The sequence below is a fragment of the Streptomyces sp. NPDC004539 genome (genome assembly GCF_040610055.1).
Taxonomy (GTDB): Bacteria; Actinomycetota; Actinomycetes; order Streptomycetales; family Streptomycetaceae; genus Streptomyces.
The window spans coordinates 72,568-95,624 of record NZ_JBEXLS010000007.1; the positions used below are offsets into that span (position 1 = coordinate 72,568).

Below are 23,057 nucleotides of genomic sequence, written 5' to 3' on the forward strand. Positions count from 1 at the left end.
CTAGATCAGCTCCCCAAGGGCAGCTCCTTCAACGGCGGCTCCCCCAAAGGGAGTTCCCTCAAGGGGAGTTCGCCCAGGGGGAGTTCACCCAAGGGGAGTTCCGCCCGTACCCGCCACTCCCCGGCGTCGGGCCCGGTGGCTGCCCGACCGCCCAGCAGCGCGGCCCGCTCCCGGATGCCCCGCAGGCCGCTGCCCCGCCCGGACCCGGCTGTCCGCGCGGTCAGCGGATTGCGCACCTCCAGTCGCAGCACGTCCCCCTCGACCCCCACCCGGACCCGCACCGGCACGGGCCCCGCATGCCGCAGGACGTTCGTCAGCGCCTCCTGGAGGATGCGGTAGCTCTCCCGGGACACCGGCCCGGGCACCCGCTCCAGCGGCCCCGACAGCTCCGCGTCGACCACGGAACCCGACGCCCGCGCCGACTCCAGCAGCCGGTCCGCCTCGGCGAGCGTCGGCCGCGCGCCCACCGGGGGCTCCGCCTCCCGCAACACCCCCAGCACCCGCTCCAGATCCTCCAGCGCCGCCCGCCCCGTCTCCTCGATGGCCTCCAGCGCCCGCGCCGTGAACGCCGGATCGCCGGCCGTCCGTGCGGCGCCCGCCTGCACCACGGCGACCGTCAGCGCGTGCCCGATCGAGTCGTGCAGCTCGCGGGCGATCCGCGTGCGCTCCAGCAGCCGCTCCGTACGCTCCTCCAGCGCCGCGAGCCGCTCGGCGGCGGAGGGGCCGAGGAGCGCGCGGGCGGCGGCCGTGACGACCAGGCCGAGGGCCACGACGGCGCCGTACAGCACGAGGAGGGGGAGCGGGACCAGCAGGGCGTACGACCGGTGCGGGGAGAGCGCGCCGAGCAACGGGACGGCGCCGTCCGGGTGGCCGAGGGCCAGGCGGACCAGGGTGTACGTCGCCATCAGGGCCCACACGCAGGCGAAGCAGGCCGACGCGCCCAGGACCAGGCGGACTTCGAGCCAGACGACCGTCCGCAGCCGGTCCCGCCAGGTCACCGACGGGGCGATCGAGAAACCGGGGTCCGCCTCGCCCGGCGTCAGCATCCACCGCGCCTGCACCCCCTCGCCCGTCCGCACCCCCGCGACCAGGCCGGCCGGGATCACGAACAGCGCGACCAGCCAGGGCCGGCGGGGATCGACGAACATCCACACGCTCACCACGAGCATCGGCACCCACAGATGCAGGAGCCGTGTGTACGTCGTCCCCCGCAGCAGCGGGCTCAGGAACCGGGCCATACGGACAGCGTGACAGCCGCCACTGACAACGGGCCTCCCCCGAGCGAGGGAGACGGTTCCCACCCCCGGGGGAAGCCCCTGACCGGGCGTCACACCGACAGTGGTGGACATGACCAGCATCGACGTCCACGACCTGACCAAGGTCCACGGCACCCGCCGCGCCGTGGACGGCCTCACCTTCCGCGTCCCGCCCGGCCGCGTGACCGGTTTCCTGGGCCCCAACGGCGCCGGGAAGTCCACCACGCTGCGCCTCCTGCTCGGCCTCGACCGCCCGACCTCCGGCAGCGCCGGCTTCGACGGCCGCCCCTACCGGGCGCTCACCGAACCCCTGCGCCACGTCGGCGCGCTGCTCGACGCGCGGGCCGCGCACGGCGCCCGCACCGGCCGCGACCACCTGAGAGTCCTCGCCGCGAGCAACCGCCTCCCGGCCCGCCGGGTCGACGAGGTCCTCGCGGAGACCGGCCTGACCACGGCCGCCGGTCTCCGCGTCCGGACGTACTCCCTGGGCATGCGCCAACGCCTCGGCATCGCCGCCGCCCTGCTCGGCGACCCCGGAGCGGTCCTGCTCGATGAACCCGCCAACGGCCTCGACCCCGAGGGCATCGTCTGGGTCCGCGGCCTCCTGCGCCGCCTCGCCGCCGAGGGCCGCACCGTCCTCGTCTCCAGCCACCTCATGACCGAGACCGCCGCCTACGCCGACCACCTCATCGTCCTCGGCCGAGGCCGCCTCCTCGCCGACACCCCGCTCGAAGAGTTCGTCCACGCGCGCGTACACCCACGCGTACGGGTGCGGACGACGGACCCCGCCGCCCTCTCCGGCGCGCTCGCCCGCGCCGGGCACCGGGCCGACGAACACCCCGACGGGCACTGGACCGTGCACCACGCGCGCGTGGACGACGTCGGCCGCCTCGCCTCCGACGCCGGCGTCCCCCTCCTCGAACTCGCCGCCGAGGAAGGCACGCTGGAGCAGGCGTACTTCGATCTGACGGCGGGCGAGACCGAGTTCACCGCACACCGCTAGGAGCCCCGCATGTACCCGTCCGCCCTGCACGCCGAGTGGCTCAAGATCCGCACCCTGCGGTCACAGGTCGTCACCCTCGCCGTGATCCCCCTCGTCACGCTCGCGTTCTCGGTGCTCGCCGGACGTGACGCCTCCGGTGACGACCCGCTCTTCTCGGCGTACTTCGGCGTCTCCTTCGGCCAGATCGCGGCCGTCTCCTTCGCGGCGAACGCGATGGCGGCGGAGTTCCGCGACGGCGCTCTGCGGACGTCCCTCGCGGCCGTCCCCGACCGCACACGCTGGTTCGCCGCGAAGGCGACGGCGATCGCGCTGCCGGTCCTCGCGGTGGGGCTCCTCACCGGCGCGCTCTCCCTGTCGACGGGGGACGGGCTCGGGTGGGCCGAGAGTTTCCGGGGCGCCGTGGGCTGCGGGATCTATCTGACGCTGATGGCGCTGCTCGCCGCCGGGCTCACGGCCGTCCTGCGCAGCGGAGTGGCGACGCTCGGGATCGTCGTACCGTTTCTGCTGATCGTGTCGTTCGTCGTCGGTGACCTGTCCGGGACCGTCGCGGACTGGTTCCCCGACCGGGCGGGACAGGCGGTGCTGCACAGCGATCCGCCGGTCGACCCCTGGGCGGGGCTGTCGGTGACGGCGCTGTGGAGCGGGGTGGCGTTGGGGGCGGGGGTGTGGCGGGTGGGGAGGCGGGACGCGTGAACGTTTCTCCGTGCAGGCCGGCGAGATGGGGCGGGCGAACGTTTCCGCGTGTGAGCCGGACGCGCGCACGGCACCGCCCCCGGACGCGCACGGCACCGCCCCCAGGCGTCAGCCCTCCGCCGCCTCCCGCAGCCGCGCGAACTCCTCCGCCATCGTCGCCGCCGTCCAGTGCGCGTTCAGCCCGCTGGGGTTCGGCAGCACCCACACCCGGGTGTCGCCGATCGTCCGTTCCTGTGCCCCCACGCGCGCGTGCCGGTCGGCGAAGGCGGCGCGGTAGGCGGTGATGCCGACGACGGCGAGCCAGGCGGGCTTGAGGCGTTTCACCTTGGCGGTGAGGAGACGGCCGCCCTCCTGGTACTCCTCGGCGGACAGCTCGTCGGCCCGCGCGGTCGCGCGCGCCACGACGTTCGTGATGCCGAGGCCGAACGACAGTAGTTCCTGCTGCTCCGCCGGTTTCAGCAGGCGGGGGGTGAAGCCGGAGAGGTGCAGGACCGGCCAGAAGCGGTTGCCGGGGCGGGCGAAGTGGTGGCCCGTCGCGGCCGTCATCAGGCCGGGGTTGATGCCGCAGAACAGCACGCGGAGGCCGGGCGCGGCCACGTCGGGGACGAGGCGGTCGCGCGCGGCCTCCAGCTCGGCCTGGGTAAGGCGGGTCAGAGGATCGCCCCGGGGGTGTAACCGGCGGCCTCCGGACGCTGCTTGACGATCTCCTCGACCCGGGAGACCACCGAGGCGACCTGGGCCGCCGCCGCGCCCGTGAAGGACAGCTTGTCGGCCATCAGGGCGTCGAGCTGCGCGCGGTCCAGGGGGATGCGGTCGTCGGCGGCGAGCTTGTCGAGGAGCTCGTTGCGCTCGGCACCCTGCTCGCGCATGGCCAGCGCGGAGGCGACCGCGTTCTCCTTGATCGCCTCGTGCGCCAGCTCACGGCCGACGCCCGCGCGGACGGCGCCCATGAGGACCTTCGTCGTCGCGAGGAACGGCAGGTAGCGGTCCAGTTCGCGGGCGACGACCGCCGGGAACGCGCCGAACTCGTCGAGCACCGTCAGGAACGTCTCCAGCAGGCCGTCCAGCGCGAAGAACGCGTCCGGGAGGGCGACGCGGCGGACCACCGAGCACGACACGTCGCCCTCGTTCCACTGGTCGCCCGCCAGCTCGCCCGTCATCGAGGCGTAGCCGCGCAGGATCACCATCAGGCCGTTGACGCGCTCGCAGGAGCGGGTGTTCATCTTGTGCGGCATCGCCGAGGAGCCGACCTGGCCGGGCTTGAAGCCCTCCGTCACCAGCTCGTGGCCCGCCATCAGGCGGATCGTCTTCGCCAGCGAGGAGGGGGCCGCCGCGAGCTGGACGAGGGACGTGACGACCTCGTAGTCCAGCGAGCGGGGGTAGACCTGGCCGACCGAGGTGAACGCCTGCGAGAAGCCCAGGTGGCCGGCGATGCGGTCCTCCAGCTCGGCGAGCTTGGCCGCGTCGCCGCCGAGGAGGTCCAGCATGTCCTGGGCGGTGCCGACCGGACCCTTGATGCCGCGCAGGGGGTAGCGGCCGAGGAGTTCCTCCACGCGCGCGTAGGCGACGAGGAGTTCGTCGGTGGCGGTCGCGAAGCGCTTGCCCAGTGTCGTCGCCTGCGCCGCCACGTTGTGGGAGCGGCCGGCCATCACCAGTTCGCCGTACTCGGAGCTCAGCTTCGCGAGGCGGGCCAGGACCGCGACCGTGCGGTCCCGGACGAGCTCCAGCGACAGCCGGACCTGGAGCTGCTCGACGTTCTCCGTGAGGTCCCGGGACGTCATGCCCTTGTGGACCTGCTCGTGGCCGGCGAGGTCGTTGAACTCCTCGATCCGGGCCTTCACGTCGTGCCGGGTGACCTTCTCGCGCTCGGCGATCGACCCGAGGTCCACGGTGTCCAGCACCCGCTCGTAGTCCTCGACCGCCCCCTCCGGGACCTCGATCCCGAGGTCCCGCTGCGCCCGCAGCACCGCGAGCCAGAGCTGCCGCTCCAGCCTCACCTTGTGCTCGGGCGACCACAGGGTGGCCAGCTCTACGGACGCGTACCGTCCGGCGAGGACGTTCGGGATGCGGGGCTTTGCGGGAGCGGAAGTCACGTGACGTGATTCTACTGGCGATTCACGCAGGCCAGGGCCGGGGTGGGGTTGGTGGGAACGTACGAGACGCCGGTCACTCGCCGTGAGTTCCTCGCCCCTGCTGAGAGAAGCCGGCCCGCGTACGAAAGTGTTCGCGTTACGTCGCCGGGCCCTCGTACGGCAGTAGTTCCGGGTGTTTCGGGGTGCGGCCGTCGCCCGAGGAGCGGCCGGTGAGGCGGCGGGCTATCCAGGGGAGGAGGTACTGGCGGGTGAAGCGGGCGTCGGCGAGGCGGCGGGCCGGCCAGGTGGGTGGGGGTGTGGGTGGGAGGGGGGTGTGCCAGGTGGGGTCTTCCGGGGAGTAGTCGAGGGTTTGCCAGACCGCTTCCGCCACGCGCCGGTGGCCGTCGGCCGTCAGGTGGAGGCGGTCGACGTCCCAGGAGCGGGGGTCCGCGAGGGAGGGGGCGCCGTAGAGGTCCACCACCAGGGCGTCGTGCTTCGCCGCCAGGTCGTCCACGCAGGCGAAGAGTTCTTCCATGCGGGGGCGGAAGCGTTCCAGGACGGGGCCCTGGCGGCCGGGGCTGCGCATGAGGACCAGTTGTTTGCAGGCCGGGGAGAGGCGCTCCACCGCTTCCGTGAGGAGGTCCTTCACGCGGACCATGTCGCACTTCGGGCGGAGGGTGTCGTTGAGGCCGCCGACCAGGGTGACGACGTCGGCGCCCATCCCGGCCGCGACGTCCACCTGCTCCTCGACGATCTGGCCGATCAGCTTGCCGCGCACGGCGAGGTTGGCGTACCGGAAGCCGGGCGCCCGCGCGGACATGCGGCCCGCGAGGAGGTCGGCCCAGCCCCGGTAGGAGCCGTCGGGGAGGAGGTCCGACATGCCCTCGGTGAAGGAGTCGCCGACCGCGACCAGGCTGTCGTACGGGGGAGTGGGTTTCGTCTGCATGGCGTCAGCGATGGTAACCCCAGTCCATACCCGGCGGTCGGTCACCCCGGTGCCCGGGGCAACCGACCCCGTCGGTCGCGAGTCCGATCAGCGGATTGACGTACCGATCGCGCCGACCGGGACCCGCCTCACGCCCGCTGCCCGAACAGCTCCCGCAGCACGTCCTCCATCGTCACCATCCCCGCCAGCCGCCCGTCGTCCCCCATGACCGCCGCCAGATGCGTACGACTCCCGCGCATCGCCGTCAGCACGTCGTCCAGCGGCGTAGCCTCCCGCACGCGCGCGATGGGCCGCAGATCCCGCAGCCGGAACGGCATGTCCCGGGGGGACGCGTCGAGGGCGTCCTTGACGTGGAGGTAGCCGACGATGCGGCGCCCCTCGTCGACGACGGGGAAACGGGAGAAGCCGGAGGAGGCGGAGAGCTCCTCAAGGCCCTCCGGTGAGACCCCCACGCGCGCGTAGACGACGCGTTCCAGCGGCAGGACGACATCCCGCACCGGACGCCGCCCCAGTTCGAGCGCGTCGTGCAGCCGCTCCCGCGCCCGGTCGTCGATGAGCCCCGCGTCGCCCGCGTCCTTGACGATCTGCGCCAGCTCGGAGTCCGAGAAGGTCGCCGTCACCTCGTCCTTGACCTCGATGCGCATGAGCCGCAGCAGGGTGTTGGCGAACGCGTTGATCGTGAAGATCACCGGCCGCAGCGCGCGGGAGAGCGTCACCAGCGGCGGCCCGAGGAGCAGCGCGCTGCGTACGGGTTCGGCGAGCGCGATGTTCTTCGGCACCATCTCGCCGAGCAGCATGTGCAGATACGTCGCGAGGACCAGGGCGATCACGAACGACACCGCGTGCCCGGCGCTCTCGGGGACCCCGACCGCGTGGAACACGGGCTCCAGCAGATGCTCGATGGCGGGTTCCGCGACGACGCCGAGGATCAGCGTGCACAGCGTGATCCCGAGCTGCGCCGCCGCCATCAGCGCGGAGACGTGCTCAAGACCCCACAGCACACTGCGGGCCCGCCGGTCCCCCTGTTCGGCGTACGGCTCGATCTGCGAGCGCCGTACGGAGATCAGCGCGAACTCGGCGCCCACGAAGAAGGCGTTGACCACCAGGGTCGCGAGGCCGATCAGCAACTGGACGGTGGTCATCGCGCGTCCTCCGTCCCGTGAAGCGTGTCTGCCGTGTCCGTCGGGGGCGCGTGCAGCAGCACCCGCGCGGCCCGGTGCCCGGCGGCGTCCACGACGTCCAGCCGCCACCCGGCGACGTCGAGGCTGTCGCCGACGGCGGGTATCCGCCCCAGCTCGGTCGCCACGAGCCCCGCCAGCGTCTCGTACGGCCCCTCGGGGGCCCGCAGACCGACGCGGGCGAGCTGATCGGTACGGGCGGACCCGTCGGCCGAGTAGAGGGCGCGTCCGGCCTCGTCGGTGCCCGCGGGGGCGAGGTCGGGCGTCTCGTGCGGGTCGTGCTCGTCACGGACCTCGCCGACGACCTCCTCGACGATGTCCTCCAGCGTCGCGACGCCGGCCGTACCGCCGTACTCGTCGATGACGACGGCCATCGTGCGCTTCCCGGACAGCCGGTCCAGGAGCCGGTCCACGGTCAGCGACTCGGGGACGAGGAGCGGCTCGCGCATGATCTCCGCGACCGACACGCGCGCCCGGCGCTCGGCGGCGACGGCCAGCGCGTCCTTGATGTGGACCGTGCCGACGACCGAGTCCAGGTTGCCCCGGTAGACCGGGAACCGCGACAGTCCGCTCGCCCGGGTCGCGTTCGCGACGTCCTCGCAGGTCGCCTGCGCCTCCAGCGCCATCACCTGCACGCGCGGCGTCATCACGTTCTCCGCGGTCAGGTCGGCCAGGTTGAGCGTGCGCACGAACAGTTCGGCGGTGTCGGCCTCCAGGGCGCCCTCCTTCGCGGAGTGCCGGGCCAGCGCGGCCAGCTCCTGCGGGCCGCGCGCGGCGGCCAGCTCCTCCGTGGGCTCGACGCCCGCGAGGCGCACGATCCGGTTCGCCGTGTTGTTGAGATGTGTGATGAACGGCCGGAACGCGGCACTGAACCAGCGCTGTGCGTTGCCGACGCTCTTGGCGACCGCCAGCGGCGAGGAGATCGCCCAGTTCTTCGGCACCAGCTCGCCGACGACCATCAGGAACACCGTCGACAGCGCCGTACCGAGCACCAGCGCGACCGACCGCGACGCGCCGCCGGGCAGGCCCGCCGACTCCAGGGGGCCGGAGAGGAGTTTCGAGATCGACGGTTCGGCCAGCATGCCGACGACCAGGTTCGTGACGGTGATGCCGAGCTGGGCACCGGAGAGCTGGAAGGTCAGGTTCCGTACGGCCTTGAGGGCGCCGGCGGCGCCCCGCTCGCCGCGCTCCGCGGCCCGCTCCAGCTCGCCGCGCTCGACGGTGGTCAGCGAGAACTCGGCGGCGACGAAGGCACCGCACGCGAACGACAGCAGCACCGCCACCAGCAGGAGGAGCACTTCGGTCATCGGGTCACCTCCGTCCCATGATCGGGCAGGGCGGGGAGGAACGCGCGATGTCGGGTACCACGGGATCGGGTACTGGGAGGCTCGCCCATGGGCGGACGCTCACACCTTTCGTCGAAGTCGGAGGGGACCGTGCGGCACACGGTCCCCTCAAGAGTAAAGGATGAGCAAAGCAGCCTGGCTAGGACTTGTCGGGCAGGGGCTTCACCCAGCGCCGCCACTTCTCCTCCGCCGAGTACCCCGCCGCCGTCCAGGCGTGGTGCGCGGTCTCGTTGCGCGTGAGGACCATCGCGTCCGCCCGCCGCCCGCCCAGCCGGACGAAGCGCTCCTCGGCGGCGGCCAGCAGCGCCGAGCCGATGCCCCGGCGACGGCGGCCCGGGTGGACGGCGAGCCGGTACAGGTGGCAGCGCCAGCCGTCGAACCCGGCGACGACCGTCCCCACCAGCTCCCCGCCCGACTCGGCGAGGATCAGCGCCTCGGGGTCCCGGGCGACCAGCCGCTCGACCCCCGCCCGGTCGTCACTGATGCTCGTTCCCTCCGCCGCCGTCCGCCAGAAGGCCAGCACGGTGTCGAGGTCGTCGGGCGACGCGGCCCGTATCCGCAGATCATGCATACGGTGATCACAGCACCCCGGGCGCTCCCTCGACGGACATTCCGGCATCCGGACGCGCGCCCGCCACCGGCTCCCGCCCCTGGATCTCGGCCAGCACCGGCCCGAACGCCTCCATGAACCCCTCCAGGACCGTGAAGTAGGTGAACCCGTAGCGCTCCCGCAGCCCCCGCACCTTCGCGACGAGCTCCGCCCGCGACCCGATCAGCAGGATCGGCAGATCGAGCAGCTCCCCGGCCGTCACCCCCGGTATCCGCTCCAGCAGCGGCTGCACGGCACCCTCCGGATCGTCCGTGACGACCACCTGCTGGACCAGCAGATTCCGCTCCGCCCCGACTGCGCGCCCCGCCGCGAACTCCGCGTACTTCGCGACCCGTCCGTCGAGTTCCTCCGGCGACAGGGGAGTTATCTGCCCCGTCGCGCTCCCCTCGACGACCCGCGCACCCGCGAACGCGACGACGTCCGCGTGCTCCGCGGCCAGCCGCAGCATCCGGTCGCCGTTCCCGCCGATCAGCAACGGCACCCGTACGCCGTCCTCCTGACGCTTCCTCAACTCCGCGACCGTGCGCTCCAGATGCGCCACCCGCTCACCCGGGGCGCCCCACGGCAGGCCCGCCTCCTCGTGCTCCGCCGCCACGTACCCGGCGCCCAGGCCCAGTTCGAGCCGGCCCCCGGTCAGCGCGGCCGTCGTCGCCACCTCGCGCGCCAGCAGCACCGGGTTGGAGAAACCCGTGTTGAGGACGAACGTCCCCACCCGGGGCCGCTTTGTCGCCTCCGCCGCCGCGACCAGCGACGGGAACGGCGCCGGCATCCCCAGATGGTCCGGCACCAGCAGCACGTCGTACCCCAGCTCCTCGCCCCGGCGGCACTTCGCCCGCCACGCGTCGAGCGGTGTGGGCTCCAGCAGATTGACCCCGAAACGGAACGGACGCGTCATGAACTCCCCCTGAGCATCAAGTCACTTGAACGTTCGTTCGCATCCCATCACTCGTGTGCGATCGCCGCCAGTACGTTCATCCGCGACGCCCGCAGCGCCGGCAGCAGCGCCGCCACCACCCCCACCACCGCCGAGCCGACCACCACCGCGACGACCGTCCCCCACGGGATCGCCAGCGCCGTCATCCCCTGCAACGCCAGCACCCGCTGCGCGCACACCCCCCACAGCAGGCCCAGCGCGAGCCCCAGGACCGCCCCGAACACCGCGATCACCACCGACTCCAGCCGGATCATCCGCCGCAACTGCCGCCGCGCCAGCCCGATCGCCCGCAGCAGCCCGATCTCCCTGGTCCGCTCCACCACCGACAGCGCCAGCGTGTTGACGACCCCCAGCACCGCGATGACGATCGCCAGCCCCAGCAGCGCGTACACCAGGTACAGCAGCACCGCGATCTGGTCGTGCACCAGCTTCTTGTAGTCCGCCTGGTCCCGGACCTGCACCTGCGGATACGGCTCCAGCGTCCGCTCCAGCGCGCCCCGCAGCGCCCCCGCGCCCGTCCCCGCCGCCGCGTCCACGTACAGCGCGGACTCCTGGCCGCCCGGCACGAACCGCTCGACCGTCGCGAGCCCCAGGAACAGCCCGCCCCGCGCGCCGAAGCCCTCCGCGGCGTCCTGGTCGGTGAGCGCGCCCACCGTCAGCTCCGTCCGCCGCCCGCCCGGGAACTCGGCCGGCAGGACGCTGCCGACCCGCACGCCGTGCTCCCGCGCGAAGTCGACGTCCATCCCGACGTGACCCGCCGCCAGCGCCGCCGCGGTGTCCCCCTCGGCGTACGTGACGTGGGCGACGTCGTCCAGTCTCGGGTCGTACCCGGCTGCCGTCGTCTCGACCCGCTCGCCGTCCGGGAACCGGACCGCGAGGGGCGCGAAACGGGTGCGGACGACGAGACCGACCCCTCGCGTGGCCCGGACCCGGTCGGTGATCTCCTTCGTGAACGGCGTGAAGTTCGCGCTCTGGACGACGAAGTCCGCGCCGAGCGTCCGGTCGATCTGCCGGTCGAAGGACGCCGACATCGACGCGCTCGCCACCGACATCCCGCCGACCAGCGCCAGGCCCACCATCAGCGCGGACGCCGTCGCCCCCGTCCGCCGCGGGTTGCGCAGGGCGTTGCGCTGGCTCATCCGGCCCACGGAGCCGAACAGCGCCGGGAACGCGCCGCCCAGCACCCGGATCACCGGGCGCACCAGCAGCGGACCCGCGACGACCGTGCCCAGCAGGGTGAGGACGATGCCCAGGCCCAGCAGCGACGCCGCCGACGCCGTCCGCGACGAGGCCGCGCAGCCCGCCAGCGCCGCCGCGCCCAGCGCCCCGAGGGCCGCGCCGACGACCGCCCGGACCCGCAGCGGCCTGCCGACCCCGGCGACCTCCGCGTCCGCCAGCGCCGCCATCGGGGAGACCCCCGCCGCCCGCCGCGCGGGGAGATACGCGGCGACGAACGTGACCCCCACCCCGACCGCGTACGCCGCGACCGGGGTCTCCCAGCCGACCGCCATCTCCGTCGTCCTCAGGTTCATGCCGAAGACGCTCATCAGCCTGATCAGCCCGGCCGCGAGACCGATGCCCGCCGCGAGGCCCAGCGTGGAGCCCGTCAGGCCCAGGAGGACCGCTTCCGTGAGGACCGAGCGGCGCACCTGGCGGCGGTCCGCGCCGAGCGCCCTCAGCAGGCCCAGCTCGCGGGTGCGCTGCGCGATCAGCATCGAGAACGTGTTGACGATGAGGAAGACGCCGACGAGCACGGCGATCCCCGCGAAGCCCAGCATCACGTACTTGATGACGTCCAGGAATCCGCCGAGCTGCTCCGCCGAGGACTTCGCCTGCTCGCCCGCCGTCCGCACGTCGTACGGGCCCGCGCCGAGGGTGCTCGCGACCCGCTCCTTGAGGACCGCGTCCGGGACGCCCGGGGCGGCCCGCAGTTCGATCGCCGTCGCCCGGTCCGCCGCGCCGAGGAGCCGGGTCGCGGCCACCGACGGGTCCAGGAAGAGGAGGGCCGCGCCCGGGTTGGTCGTGGTGAACGTGACGATCCCGACGACCGTCACCCGGAACGTGCCCGGCTGGGCCATCACCGTCAGCCGGTCGCCGGTCCGGACGTCCTTCTTGCCGGCCGTGTCCGCGTCGAGCAGCGCCTCGCCGGCACCGCGCGGCGCCCGGCCGGAGGTCAGCTTCACCGGGCTGCGGTCCGTGACGTGCCAGTCCAGGGCCAGGGTGGGGGCGCCGGTCGTGGGGCCGACCGGTCTGTTGCGCGCGTCCACGATCGTCGCGTTCCCGACGCTGACCTCGGCGTGGGTGTCCGCGACGCCCGGGACGCCCGCGAGACGCCGGGCGAGCGACGCCGGGAGCGTCTGCACCGCCCCTGTCGGCACCGCCGACGTCAGGTCGTCCCTCGGCTCCACCGTCACGTCCGCCGACGTCGACGCGAAGAGCCTGTCGAACGTCCGCGTCACCGTGTCCGAGAAGATCAGGCTCCCCGCCACGAACGCCACCGACAGCACCACGGCCAGCGCCGACAGCAGCAGCCGGCCCTTGTGGGCGAGGAAACTCCGGAGGGTGGCCCTGAGCACCGCTCAGCCCTCCTTGCCGGGGCCGGCTCCCTGTGGCCCCCCGCCCGCGAACGTCCGCATCCGCTCCAGCACCGCCCGCGCCGTGGGCCGTTCCATGTCCTCCACGATGCGGCCGTCCGTGAGGAAGAGGACGAGGTCGGAGTGGGCGGCGGCGTTCGGGTCGTGCGTGACCGTGACGACGGTCTGGCCCAGGTCGTCCACCGCCTGGCGGAGGATCGTGAGGACCTCCAGGCCGGACCGGGAGTCGAGGTTGCCGGTGGGTTCGTCGGCGAAGATCAGCTCGGGGCGGGAGAGGAGGGCGCGGGCGCAGGCCACGCGCTGCTGCTGGCCCCCGGAGAGCTGGGACGGGCGGTGCCTGAGGCGGTCGCGCAGACCGAGGGTGTCGACGATCCGGTCCAGCCACTCCTGGTCGGGGCGGCGGCCCGCGATGTCCATGGGGAGCGTGATGTTCTCGGCGGCCGTCAGCGTCGGGATCAGGTTGAACGACTGGAACATGAACCCGACCCGGTCCCGCCGCAGCCGCGTCAGCTCGCGGTCCCTCAGCCCCGTGATCTCCGTGTCGCCCAGCCAGACGCGGCCCGCCGAGACGGAGTCCAGCCCGGCCAGGCAGTGCATCAGCGTCGACTTGCCCGACCCCGACGGGCCCATCACCGCCGTGAACCGGCCGCGCGCGATGTCCACATCCACCGCGTCCAGGGCCAGCACGGCCGTCTCGCCCGAGCCGTACGCCTTCGTCAGCCCCCGCGCACGGGCCGCGACCTCGACGGACCCGCCCGGCCCAGGCTCTCGATGCACGGCAGACGATGACAATGCGGCCTCCCCACTCGGCGCTCTCCTCCTGCGTCCGAGCGTAGGACCGCCCCCCTCGCGGACGGTATCCCTCTCAAGTCAGATATCCCCCCTCCACCCCCGGGTGGAGACCCTCACCCGGCCGGCCGCCGCGCCACCCCCAGCACGCAGTACGACGCCGGCGACACCGGCCCCGACGGCGGCACCAACAGCCGCCGGTACTCCCCGAGTTCGAACCCGGCCCCGACGATCGACGCCACCGGGTCCCGGTCCAGCCGGCACCCCCCGAACAGCAACGGCCACACCGTCCGGTCCAGCCCCCGTTGCACACCCCGCATCACCGGCCCGCCACCCCGCCCGTGCTCGAAGAACCGGAGCTCACCACCCGGCCGCAGCACCCGCCGAAGCTCCCGCAACGCCCGCTCCACGTCCCGCACACTGCACAGCGTCAACGACAGCACGGCCGCGTCGAACGCCTCGCTCTTCACGGGCAGCGCCTCCGCCACCCCCGGCACGACATCGACGGGCACCTCGGCGCGCAGCGCGGCCACCCGCGCCGCCTGCCGCAGCAGCCGCTCCGGTTCCAGCGCCACGACCTCCGAGACGGCCGCCGGGTAGTGCGCGAAGTTCAGCCCGTTCCCCGCGCCGACCTCGATCACCCGCCCCGACAGCCCGGTCAGCAGCTCCGCGCGCAGCGGACCCACGGACGGCTCCGCCGCCACGCTGAAGCGGGTGTAGAAACGGGCGAACCACGGATGACGGACGGCGTCCTCGGGGGTGCGCGTCGGCATGGGGGCCTCCTGCACGCGGGCTCTCCCACGATTGTCCCCCGCGCCGGCGCCGCGCACCCCCTCGGAATCGAGCCGTCAGGCGATGAAGTTCCGCACCTGCTGGTAGACGCCGTAGTCGTTGTTCATGTCGGTGTGCGAGATACACCCGACCTCGACGTTCGTCGCCCCGCTCAGGATCGCCGTGGTGTCCGGGGTGAGAGCGTCGTCGCAGTTCGACCAGTAGCTCGCGTACGACACGCTGCCCGGTGTCTCGTCACCCGAGTTGAGGGACGTCAGGAACGAGCTCCCGGTGTTCATCTCCGCGCACGACGTGTACAGCCACGCGCACCAGCCCGCGGTCGTCGTCCCGTGGTTGACGCCCGCCGTCGACACGAAGTCGTCGACATAGGCCGTTCCGCCGAGGTTCTTCAGGTAGTAACGCGCGCTGAGCACACCCATGGAGTGAGCGACGATGTCGACCTTCGAAGCGCCCGTGCGGGCGAGGACGTTCCTGACCTCCGTGGCGAGCTGCTGCGCGGTCGTGACGTTCGACTGCGACCAGCTGTACGACCACGCGTCCAGCTCGGACGCCGTGTAGCCGTCCGCCTTGAAGTCCGCGATCCAGTCGTCCCAGCTGCTGGAGTCACTGCTGAGACCGTGCACGAAAATGACCGGATTGTGCGTCGCCGCGTGGGCGGCCGGAACGGACAGGGAGAGCGACAGAAGGAGCGAAGCAAACACGGCCGAGACGGCCGCGGCGATGCGACGCATGGGGCGCTGCATGGTGCCTCCTGGTACGGGTGGGGTCGCGAGGAGTGTCCGGTCCGCCCCACGCGCGCCGCATCGGTGAAGTCGCCGGTCTTTACGGCTCAAGTAACCCGCCAGTAACGTGAATTGTGTGGTGACTCAGGTGACTCCCCCCACGCTGGACCACGCTTCGCCACCGCCCCGCCCCGCCTCGGCCCCCACCGAAGGCGTCCGGGCGCGGGTACGCGTGCGTGCGTACGGCGACCCCGGCGCCGCCGCCGAGATCGCGGCGCGGCTGACCGCCCGACAGGCGGCCGGCCTCGACCCCCTGCCCTCCGAACCGGCCGCCCTCGCCCCCGAACTGCTGCGCGCGCGAAGACGCGAGATCCGCGCGCTGCCCGAGGACACGCGCCGTCTGCTCCTGCTCGCCGCCGCCGACCAGTACCCGGTCCCCACCCGGGCCTTCCTGCGCGCGGTGGCCGCCGCCGACCTCGACGCCCGCCCCCTGGAGGCCGCCGAGACCGCCGGCCTCGCCTGCGCGGGACCCGACGGCGTCACGTTCCGCGATCCCTGGGTGCGCGTCGCCGCGTACGAGACGGCGACCTCCGCCGACCGCCGCGACGCCCACCGCCTCCTGGCCCGCGTCCTGCACGGCCGCGCGGAGGCCCCGTACCGCGCCTGGCACCGGGGCGCGGGCGCCCTCGGGCCGAGCGGGCGGCTCGCCGGGGAACTCGCCTCGGCGGCGGCCCACGCGCGCGTGGCGGGCGTTCCCGCGCTCGCCCGTGCCCTCACGGAACGCGCCGCCGCCCTCGCCCCCGACCCCGCCGTCCGCACCCGCCTCCTCGCCCGCGCCGCCGCCGACGCCTGGGAGGCGGGCGACGGCGACCACGCCCGCCTCCTCGCCACCCGCACCGACGCCGACGCCCTCACCGGCGTCCTCGCCCTGCGTACGGGCAACGCGGGGGAGGCGTTCGACGCGGTGCTGGCGGGGGTGGCGAGGAGGAGCGGGACGGAGGAGGGGGCGGGGGACGAGGCTGACGGCGGAACGTTTCGGCACACGCCCCCCTCCCGTCGCACGCCCACCTCCCGCCACGCGTCCCCCTCCCGCCACGCGTCCACCACCACCCCCAACCCCACCGACACCCCTCACCTCCTCGCCCGAGCCACCGAAGCCGCCATCTACACCGGCGACCTCCGCCGCTGCCGCGAAGCCCTCGCCCTCACCCGCCGCGCCGGCATCGACCCGCCCGGCGTCCTAGCCGGCCTCGCCGCCGCCGTGGACGGCAGGTACGGCGACGCCCGCGACCTCCTCGAAGCCGCCGCCGGCCGCTGCGGACCCGGCGGCGACCCCACCCTCCTCGTGCACGCCGGCATCGCCGCGCTGATGCTCGGCGACCACACCCGCGCCGCCACCGCGACGCTCAGAGCGGCCGAGTCGGCAAGGGCGAGGGGCGCCGCCGGGACGGTCGTCCAGGCCAGGGAGTTCCGCGCGTACGCCGACTTCTGGACCGGCCGCCCCCGGGCCGCCGAGGCGGCGACGCTGGAGGCCCTGCGGGAGGCGTACACGACCGGTCAGGACAACGCGGCCTGCCACCTCCAGGCGGCGCTCGCGATGTTCGCGGCGCTCACCGGCGACGCCGACCTGTGCCGGGAACGGGCCGCCGCCGCGCGGGAACACGCCCTCGCGCACGGCCTGGGTCTCCCCGCCGCCCTCGCGCAGTGGGCCCTCGCGGTCCTCGACCTCGGCGGCGGACGCTTCGACGCAGCCGCCGCCCGGCTGCGCGCGCTCGCCGGGTTCGGCCCCGGACACGGCCACCGCGCCATCCGGCACCTCGCGACCCCCGCGTACGTCGAGGCCGCCGTCCGCACCGGCGACACCCGGGTCGCGCGCGCCGCCCACGCCGACTACGACCGCTGGGCACGCGCCGTGCGCAGCGCCGACGACCTCGCGCTCAGTGCCCGCTGCCGGGCCCTGCTCACCCCCGGCGCCGAGGCCGTCGACCACTACCGGACCGCCCTCGACCTGCACGCCGCGGGCACCCGGGACTTCGAACGGGCCCGCACGGAGCTGCTGTTCGGCAGCGCCCTGCGCCGACTGCGCCACCGCACCGAGGCGAGGGACCGGCTGCACAGCGCACTTGAGGCGTTCACCTCGTTCGGCTCCCCGGACCACGCGGGCCTCGCCCGCGCGGAACTGCGTGCGCTGGGCGCCCCCGCCGCACCTCTACGCGCGTCCACCGGCCCCGAAACCTCCCTGACCGCCCAGCAGTTGCTGGTCGCCAGGATGGCCGCAGAGGGCGCGACGAACCGCGAGATCGCCACCCGCCTCGCCCTCAGCCCCCGCACGATCGACCACCATCTCCGGGGCGTCTTCAACCGGTTGGGGATCAGATCGCGGATCGAACTGGTCCGCATCCTGGCCGAGGGCCCACAGGACTGACAGTCCGTCGAAAAGCGGGCCGGACGGTGAAGTCACCGTCCGGCCCGCCCTCCTACGCCCCCTCCAGCCCCGCCCGGAACCCCTCCGCCTCCCACACCCCGTCCAGCCGCGTCGCCAGCCAACTCCCGGCGGCGGAGCGGAAGTCGGCTGGAGCCAGCGCCCCCACCCCCTCCGGCACCGCCCCCAGCAGCGGCGCCCCCGCCACCACCGGCAGATCGCTCACGTTGCACCGCATCGCCAGATCCGGCGCCGAGGGCCAGCTCCCGATCACGACCCCGAGCAACTCCACCTCACGGGCCCGCAGTTCACGGGCCGTCAGCTCCGTCGTGTTCAGCGTCCCGAGCCCCGCCGAGGCGACCAGCAGCACCGGCGCCCGCAGCAGTACGGCGACATCGGCGAGGTTCGCGCCCTCCTCGTCGAACCGCACGAGCAGCCCGCCCGCCCCCTCGACCAGCACCAGATCGTGCTCCGCCGCGAGCTTCTGCGCCCGCTCGACCACGTCGGCGGCCCGCACCGGGGCGAGTCCCGCGCGCCGGGCGGCCGTCGCCGGGGCGAGGGGCTCCGGGTAGCGCGCGCACTCCGCCGCCGTGACGGCACCGGCGAGCCGCGCGACCTCGGCCGCGTCACCGGGCTCGGCCGGCCCCACCCCGGTCTGCGCGGCCTTCAGGACGGCGACCGTACGGCCCGCCGCGACCGCCGCCGCGGCCACCGCCGCCGTCACGACCGTCTTGCCGACCTCCGTGCCCGTCCCCGTGACCACCAGGACCGTCATGCTCATCCCTCCCGCGCCGCGGCGCACACCGCGCGCGCGATCCGGGCGACGTCGTCGTCGCCGGTGACGTACGGCGGCATCGTGTACACGAGGTCGCGGAACGGCCGCAGCCACACGCCCTCGCGGACGGCCGCCGCCGTGGCCGCCGCCATGTCGACGGGGTGGTCCAACTGGACGACCCCGATGGCCCCGAGAACCCGGACGTCCTCAACGCCCGCGATCCCCCGAGCCGTTGACAGTCCCTCCGTCAACCCCGTCTCGATCCGCTTCACTTCGGCCGCCCAGTCCTGCCCGAGGAGCAGCTCGATCGAGGCGCGGGCGACGGCGGCGGCCAGCGGATTGCCCATGAACGTCGGACCGTGGGCCAGCACCGGGACCTCGCCGCGCGAGATCCCCTCGGCGACCCGCGGCGTGCACAGCGTCGCCGCGAGCGTCAGATACCCGCCGGTCAGCGCCTTGCCGACACACATCACGTCCGGCGTCACCGCCGCGTGGTCCGCCGCGAACAGGGCGCCCGTACGCCCGAACCCGGTCGCGATCTCGTCGAACACGAGCAGCACGCCGTACTCGTCGCACGCCTCGCGCAGCACACGCAGGTACGCGGGGGAGTGGAAGCGCATCCCGCCCGCCCCCTGCACGACCGGTTCCACGATGACGGCGGCCAGCTCGTCCGCGTGCCGGGCGATCGCCGCGCGCAGCTCGTCGGCGTACCCCTCGTCGTACTCCGACGGCGGCGCGCCCACGAAGAGCTGGCGGGGCAGGACGCCCGACCACAGTTCGTGCATCCCCCCTTCGGGGTCGCACACGGACATCGGGTGCCAGGTGTCGCCGTGGTAGCCGCCGCGCCAGGTCAGCAGACGCTGCTTCGAGGGCCGGCCCAGCGAACGCCAGTACTGGAGGCACATCTTGACCGCGACCTCGACCGACACCGACCCCGAGTCCGCGAGGAACACGTGCTCCAGGCCCTCGGGGGTGATGTCGACGAGCAGCTTCGCGAGCCGGACGGCGGGTTCGTGGGTGAGCCCGCCGAACATGACGTGGCTCATCCGGCCGAGCTGCTCGCGCGCCGCCTCGTCCAACGCCGGGTGGCGGTAGCCGTGGATCGCCGACCACCACGACGACATGCCGTCCACCAGCTCGCCCCGGCCGTCCGCGAGCCGCAGCCGGACCCCGCTCGCCGACTCCACGACGAGCGGTTCGACGGCGCCCGGCATCGGACCGTACGGATGCCAGACGTGCCGCCGGTCCAGCTCCAGCAGTTCGGGTACGTCAGGCATTCGGCGCGAGGTCCGTTCCGACACCGCGACGGCGGACGGCGACGAGGTCGGGGCGGGGGTCCTGCGCGGCGGGCACGGCGGACGGCGCCGGGGCCGTCGTACCGCAGACGCCGCCGCAGCCGTCGTCCTCGTGGGACCCGCAGCCGGACGCCGCATGAGAGCCGCAGCCGCCGCCACCCGCGTGTGCCCGGTGCTCCGGCAGCGTCACCTGGTCCGCGCCCTCCACCTCGAAGCCCGCGTCGGCGATCATGTCCAGGTCGGCCTGGCCCGCCTGGCCCTCGGTGGTCAGGTAGTCGCCGAGGAAGATCGAGTTGGCGAGGTGCAGGGCGAGGGGTTGCATCGAGCGGAGGTGGACCTCACGGCCGCCCGCGATCCGGACCTCGATGTCCGGGCAGACGAACCGGACCATCGCGAGGATGCGCAGGCAGTGCTGCGGGCTGAGGTGCCACTCCTTCGCGAGGGGGGTGCCCTCGACCGGGATCAGGAAGTTCACCGGCACCGAGTCGGGGTCCAGCTCGCGCAGCGAGAACACGACGTCGACGAGGTCCTCGGCGCTCTCGCCCATGCCCGCGATCAGCCCGGAACAGGCGGAAAGACCGGCCGCGTGCGCCTTCTCGACGGTGTCGACCCGGTCCGCGTACGTGTGGGTCGTGGTGATCTCGCCGTACGTCGACTCGGACGTGTTGAGGTTGTGGTTGTAGGCGTCGGCGCCCGCGTCGCGCAGCCGCTCCGCCTGGCCGTCGGTCAGCAGGCCCAGGCAGGCGCAGACCTCGACGCCCTCGTTCTGGTCCTTGATCGCCTTGATGGTCTCGGAGACCCGGTCGACGTCCCGGTCCGTCGGACCGCGCCCGGACGCCACCAGACAGACCCGCTTGGCGCCCCCGGCGACCCCGGCGGCGGCCGTCCGGGACGCCTCGTCCGGCTTGATCCACGTGTACTTGAGGATGCCGGTCGTCGAACCGAGCCGCTGGGAGCAGTACGAACAGTCCTCCGGGCACAGACCCGACTTGAGGTTGATCAGGTAGTTCAGCTTCACCCGGCGCCCGAACCAGTGCCGGCGCACCTTCCCGGCCGCGGCCACCACGTCCAGCACGTCGTCGTCCGAGGTGCGCAGCACGGCCAGCGCTTCCTCGCGGGTCGGCCGCTCGCGCCGAAGCCCCTTGTCCACCAGCGTGTTCAGCAGGTCCATGAGAGCCGATCCTGCCCTGCGAAGCCTCCCCCGGCCAAGGTGGGAATCACACAACAGGCCCCGCTTGACGTGTGGGTATTGCCACACAGTGGGCGGCTTGTCGGGCCGCTAGTGTCTGTCCGCTACCTACAAACCCCGGAGGGGCCATGGCGTTCGGCTGGATCGACGGACACGCGGCACGGCGCCGGAGCGCCGGACTCGTACGGACCCTGCGCCCGCGTCCCGCCGAGAGCCCCCTCCTCGACCTCGCGAGCAACGACTACCTCGGGCTCGCCCGCCACCCCGAGGTCACCGAGGGGGCCGCCGAGGCCGCCCGGCGCTGGGGCGGCGGCGCCACCGGCTCGCGCCTCGTCACGGGGACGACCGAGCTGCACGCCGAACTCGAACGCGAACTGGCCGATTTCTGCGGCGCCGAGGCGGCGCTCGTCTTCTCCTCCGGCTACGCCGCGAACCTCGCCGCCGTCACCGCCCTCGCCCCCGAGGGCACCCTCGTCCTCTCCGACGCCGGGAACCACGCCTCCCTCATCGACGGCTGCCGGCTGGCCCGGGGCACCGTGCAGGTCGTCGGCCACGCCGACCCCGACGCGGTCCGCAAGACCCTCCGGACGTACGACGGCGAGGCGCTCGTCGTCTCCGACACCGTGTTCTCCGTGGACGGCGACGCGGCCCCCCTGGCCCTGCTCGCGGCGGCCTGCCGGGAGGCGGGCGCCGGACTCGTCGTCGACGACGCGCACGGCCTCGGCGTCCTCGGCGACGGCGGACGCGGCGCCCCGCACGCGGCGGGCCTCGCGGGCGCGCCGGACGTCGTCGTCACCGTCACCCTGTCGAAGTCGCTCGGCAGCCAGGGCGGCGCCGTGCTCGGACCGGCGAAGGTGATCGACCACCTGGTCAACGCGGCGCGCACGTTCATCTTCGACACCGGACTCGCCCCGGCGGCGGCCGGCGCCGCGCTCGCGGCCCTCAGGCTGCTGCGCCGCGAACCCGGACGGGCGGGGCGGGCCCGCGAGGTGGCCTCCGAACTGCACACCCGGCTGACGGTCGCGGGCCTGGACGCGGTACGTCCGGACGCCGCGGTCGTCTCCGTGCGCGCGCCGTCCCCCGAGGCGGCCGTCCGCTGGGCCGCGGACTGCCGGGACGGGGGACTCGCCGTGGGGTGCTTCCGACCCCCTTCCGTGCCCGACGGAGTCTCACGGCTGCGGCTGACCGCCCGCGCGGACCTCTCCGGGGCGGAGCTGGACCGCGCGGTGCGGGTGATCGACGCGACACGACCATGAGTCGGCGGGCACGGCCGTGCGAGGGGTGATCAGAGTGCGGAGGTGAACTCCGCCCAGCTCCCCGGGGTGAAGAGCAGCGCGGGTCCGGTGGGGGACTTGGAGTCGCGTACCGCGAGGAGACCCGTGTGCGGGGCCGTCTCCACGCAGTTGTTCGCTCCGGTGCTGTGGCTGCTGCGCAGCCAGTGAGCCTCATGCAGTGCGGTTGCGGAAGGTACGTTCCGAGGCAGTGCTGTCATGGGGGTGCCTCCTTACGCGCCGTCACCTATCCCGGCGATGAAATCCAACGAGTCCTCGGGTGAAAGGGCGTGGATCTGAAGGTTGGTGAAAGCCTCCGAGTAGGCCCGGAGGTCTTCTTTCCCCTCAAGGTGATGACTACTCGTCAAATGGTCGAGAACGACCACATCCAGATCAGAGACGCTCGAAAACGAGAAGATGACGAAAGGCCCGGTGACGCCGATATGCGCCCCCGCGGTGAACGGCAGTACCTGGAGCCGCACCTGGGGAAGTCGCGCGTCCTCCAGGAGCCGTTCCAACTGCGCCGCCATCACCTCGGGACCACCCACCTGCCGGCGCAGCACCGCCTCGTCCAGGACGGCGTTCAGCAGCAGCGGCGGGTCCCCGCGCAGCACGTCCTGGCGGGCCAGCCGCACCTCCACCAGCGTGTCCAGCTGTCCCGCGTCCGCGCCCTCCAGCGCCGAGCGGGTCACCGCGCGGGCGTACTCCGGGGTCTGGAGCAGCCCCGGGACCACGGTCGTCTCCAGCGTGCGCATCGCGCTCGCCTGCGACTCCAGGCTGATGAAGTCCCGGTAGGCGGGCGGCAGGACACCCCGGTAGGCGTGCCACCAGTGGTCCCGGCCCACCCCCTCGTCGGCGCCGGCGAGCACGAGCATCAGCTCGCGCAGCCGTTCGTCGGCCACTCCGTAGGCGTCCAGCAGCAGCGCCACATCGGCCGGTTTCGCACTGCTGGTGCCCGTCTCGATCCGGCTCACCTTCGACTGGTGCCAGCCCACCAGGCGGGCCGCCTCACCGCTCGTCAGCCGGGCCCGATTGCGTAACGCGCGCAGTTCCGCGCCCAGTTTGCGGCGGCGTACCGCGGGGCCGTGTTGCATGCCCTCCTCCTCACTCCCCATTACTTCTCGCACGCCGCCCAAATCCGATCTGCCGTAGCAGAGTTCACCGCTTCGG

General features: G+C 73.6%; 21 protein-coding genes. 4 read left to right on the forward strand and 17 right to left on the reverse strand.

The features are described 5' to 3' along the window. Window positions 1–5: 5 nt before the first annotated feature. Window positions 6–1,238, reverse strand: a complete 1,233-nt coding sequence (locus ABZX85_RS16685; RefSeq protein WP_355868165.1) for a histidine kinase — start codon at window positions 1,236–1,238, stop codon at window positions 6–8. A gap of 109 nt (window positions 1,239–1,347) precedes the next feature. Here ABZX85_RS16685 and ABZX85_RS16690 point away from each other — a divergent pair, with 109 nt between their 5' ends. Continuing rightward, a complete protein-coding gene (locus ABZX85_RS16690; protein ID WP_355868168.1) occupies window positions 1,348–2,259 on the forward strand; it encodes an ATP-binding cassette domain-containing protein in 912 nt (303 codons plus the stop codon). Window positions 2,260–2,268: 9 nt separating this feature from the next. Next, the gene (locus tag ABZX85_RS16695; RefSeq protein ID WP_355868171.1) at window positions 2,269–2,952 is read left to right on the forward strand and encodes an ABC transporter permease; all 684 of its coding nucleotides are present in this window, start codon (window positions 2,269–2,271) and stop codon (window positions 2,950–2,952) included. Between the two features lie 108 nt (window positions 2,953–3,060). On the opposite strand, the gene mug is transcribed toward ABZX85_RS16695, so the two are convergent. The 11 genes from mug to ABZX85_RS16750 form a co-directional block, all read right to left on the reverse strand. Beyond that, window positions 3,061–3,606, reverse strand: a complete 546-nt coding sequence (gene mug, locus ABZX85_RS16700; protein WP_355868949.1) for a G/U mismatch-specific DNA glycosylase — start codon at window positions 3,604–3,606, stop codon at window positions 3,061–3,063. Then, window positions 3,603–5,045 carry an adenylosuccinate lyase gene (gene purB, locus ABZX85_RS16705; RefSeq protein WP_355868174.1) on the reverse strand — a complete coding sequence of 481 codons (1,443 nt, stop codon included), beginning with the start codon at window positions 5,043–5,045 and terminating at the stop codon, window positions 3,603–3,605. Before purB ends, mug begins: the two co-directional genes overlap by 4 nt. A gap of 136 nt (window positions 5,046–5,181) precedes the next feature. Next, window positions 5,182–5,970, reverse strand: a complete 789-nt coding sequence (locus ABZX85_RS16710) for an SGNH/GDSL hydrolase family protein (RefSeq protein WP_355868177.1) — start codon at window positions 5,968–5,970, stop codon at window positions 5,182–5,184. A 128-nt stretch (window positions 5,971–6,098) separates the two neighbouring features. Continuing rightward, a complete protein-coding gene (locus ABZX85_RS16715) occupies window positions 6,099–7,112 on the reverse strand; it encodes a hemolysin family protein (RefSeq protein WP_355868180.1) in 1,014 nt (337 codons plus the stop codon). Beyond that, window positions 7,109–8,455 (reverse strand): hemolysin family protein, encoded by a 1,347-nt coding sequence (locus ABZX85_RS16720; RefSeq protein WP_355868183.1) that lies wholly within the window; start codon window positions 8,453–8,455, stop codon window positions 7,109–7,111. The genes ABZX85_RS16715 and ABZX85_RS16720 overlap by 4 nt, the downstream gene beginning before the upstream one ends. Window positions 8,456–8,633: 178 nt before the next feature. After that, window positions 8,634–9,065, reverse strand: coding sequence for a GNAT family N-acetyltransferase (locus ABZX85_RS16725; RefSeq protein ID WP_355868186.1), 432 nt, complete (start codon window positions 9,063–9,065; stop codon window positions 8,634–8,636). Window positions 9,066–9,072: 7 nt separating this feature from the next. Beyond that, complete coding sequence (locus ABZX85_RS16730; RefSeq protein ID WP_355868189.1) at window positions 9,073–9,999, reverse strand: TIGR03621 family F420-dependent LLM class oxidoreductase; 927 nt, start codon at window positions 9,997–9,999, stop codon at window positions 9,073–9,075. A gap of 47 nt (window positions 10,000–10,046) precedes the next feature. Then, window positions 10,047–12,614, reverse strand: coding sequence for an ABC transporter permease (locus ABZX85_RS16735; protein WP_355868192.1), 2,568 nt, complete (start codon window positions 12,612–12,614; stop codon window positions 10,047–10,049). 3 nt (window positions 12,615–12,617) lie between these two features. After that, window positions 12,618–13,409, reverse strand: a complete 792-nt coding sequence (locus ABZX85_RS16740; protein ID WP_355868195.1) for an ABC transporter ATP-binding protein — start codon at window positions 13,407–13,409, stop codon at window positions 12,618–12,620. 128 nt (window positions 13,410–13,537) lie between these two features. Next, a complete protein-coding gene (locus ABZX85_RS16745; protein ID WP_355868198.1) occupies window positions 13,538–14,194 on the reverse strand; it encodes a class I SAM-dependent methyltransferase in 657 nt (218 codons plus the stop codon). Window positions 14,195–14,269: 75 nt separating this feature from the next. Continuing rightward, window positions 14,270–14,956, reverse strand: a complete 687-nt coding sequence (locus tag ABZX85_RS16750; RefSeq protein ID WP_355868201.1) for an alpha/beta fold hydrolase — start codon at window positions 14,954–14,956, stop codon at window positions 14,270–14,272. A 115-nt stretch (window positions 14,957–15,071) separates the two neighbouring features. On the opposite strand from ABZX85_RS16750, the gene ABZX85_RS16755 reads away from it, so the two are divergent. Continuing rightward, a complete protein-coding gene (locus tag ABZX85_RS16755; protein ID WP_355868204.1) occupies window positions 15,072–17,360 on the forward strand; it encodes a LuxR C-terminal-related transcriptional regulator in 2,289 nt (762 codons plus the stop codon). 52 nt (window positions 17,361–17,412) lie between these two features. Here ABZX85_RS16755 and bioD read toward each other — a convergent pair whose 3' ends face one another. The 3 genes from bioD to bioB are packed head-to-tail and all read right to left on the reverse strand — an operon-like array spanning window position 17,413 to window position 20,598. Next, the gene (gene bioD / locus ABZX85_RS16760) at window positions 17,413–18,132 is read right to left on the reverse strand and encodes a dethiobiotin synthase (RefSeq protein WP_355868207.1); all 720 of its coding nucleotides are present in this window, start codon (window positions 18,130–18,132) and stop codon (window positions 17,413–17,415) included. Window positions 18,133–18,134: 2 nt separating this feature from the next. Then, the gene (locus ABZX85_RS16765; protein ID WP_355868210.1) at window positions 18,135–19,409 is read right to left on the reverse strand and encodes an adenosylmethionine--8-amino-7-oxononanoate transaminase; all 1,275 of its coding nucleotides are present in this window, start codon (window positions 19,407–19,409) and stop codon (window positions 18,135–18,137) included. Then, a complete protein-coding gene (gene bioB, locus ABZX85_RS16770; protein ID WP_355868212.1) occupies window positions 19,402–20,598 on the reverse strand; it encodes a biotin synthase BioB in 1,197 nt (398 codons plus the stop codon). Before bioB ends, ABZX85_RS16765 begins: the two co-directional genes overlap by 8 nt. Before the next feature lie 146 nt (window positions 20,599–20,744). Between bioB and ABZX85_RS16775 the strand changes: the two genes are divergently transcribed. Continuing rightward, window positions 20,745–21,872, forward strand: coding sequence for an 8-amino-7-oxononanoate synthase (locus ABZX85_RS16775; protein WP_355868216.1), 1,128 nt, complete (start codon window positions 20,745–20,747; stop codon window positions 21,870–21,872). Between the two features lie 29 nt (window positions 21,873–21,901). Here the strand turns inward: ABZX85_RS16775 and ABZX85_RS16780 are convergent, their stop codons facing one another. Both ABZX85_RS16780 and ABZX85_RS16785 read right to left on the reverse strand, forming a co-directional pair. Next, on the reverse strand, window positions 21,902–22,108 hold the full coding sequence (locus tag ABZX85_RS16780; RefSeq protein WP_355868219.1) for a DUF397 domain-containing protein: 207 nt from the start codon (window positions 22,106–22,108) through the stop codon (window positions 21,902–21,904). 12 nt (window positions 22,109–22,120) lie between these two features. Continuing rightward, window positions 22,121–22,981 carry a helix-turn-helix transcriptional regulator gene (locus ABZX85_RS16785; protein ID WP_355868221.1) on the reverse strand — a complete coding sequence of 287 codons (861 nt, stop codon included), beginning with the start codon at window positions 22,979–22,981 and terminating at the stop codon, window positions 22,121–22,123. Window positions 22,982–23,057 lie beyond the last annotated feature (76 nt).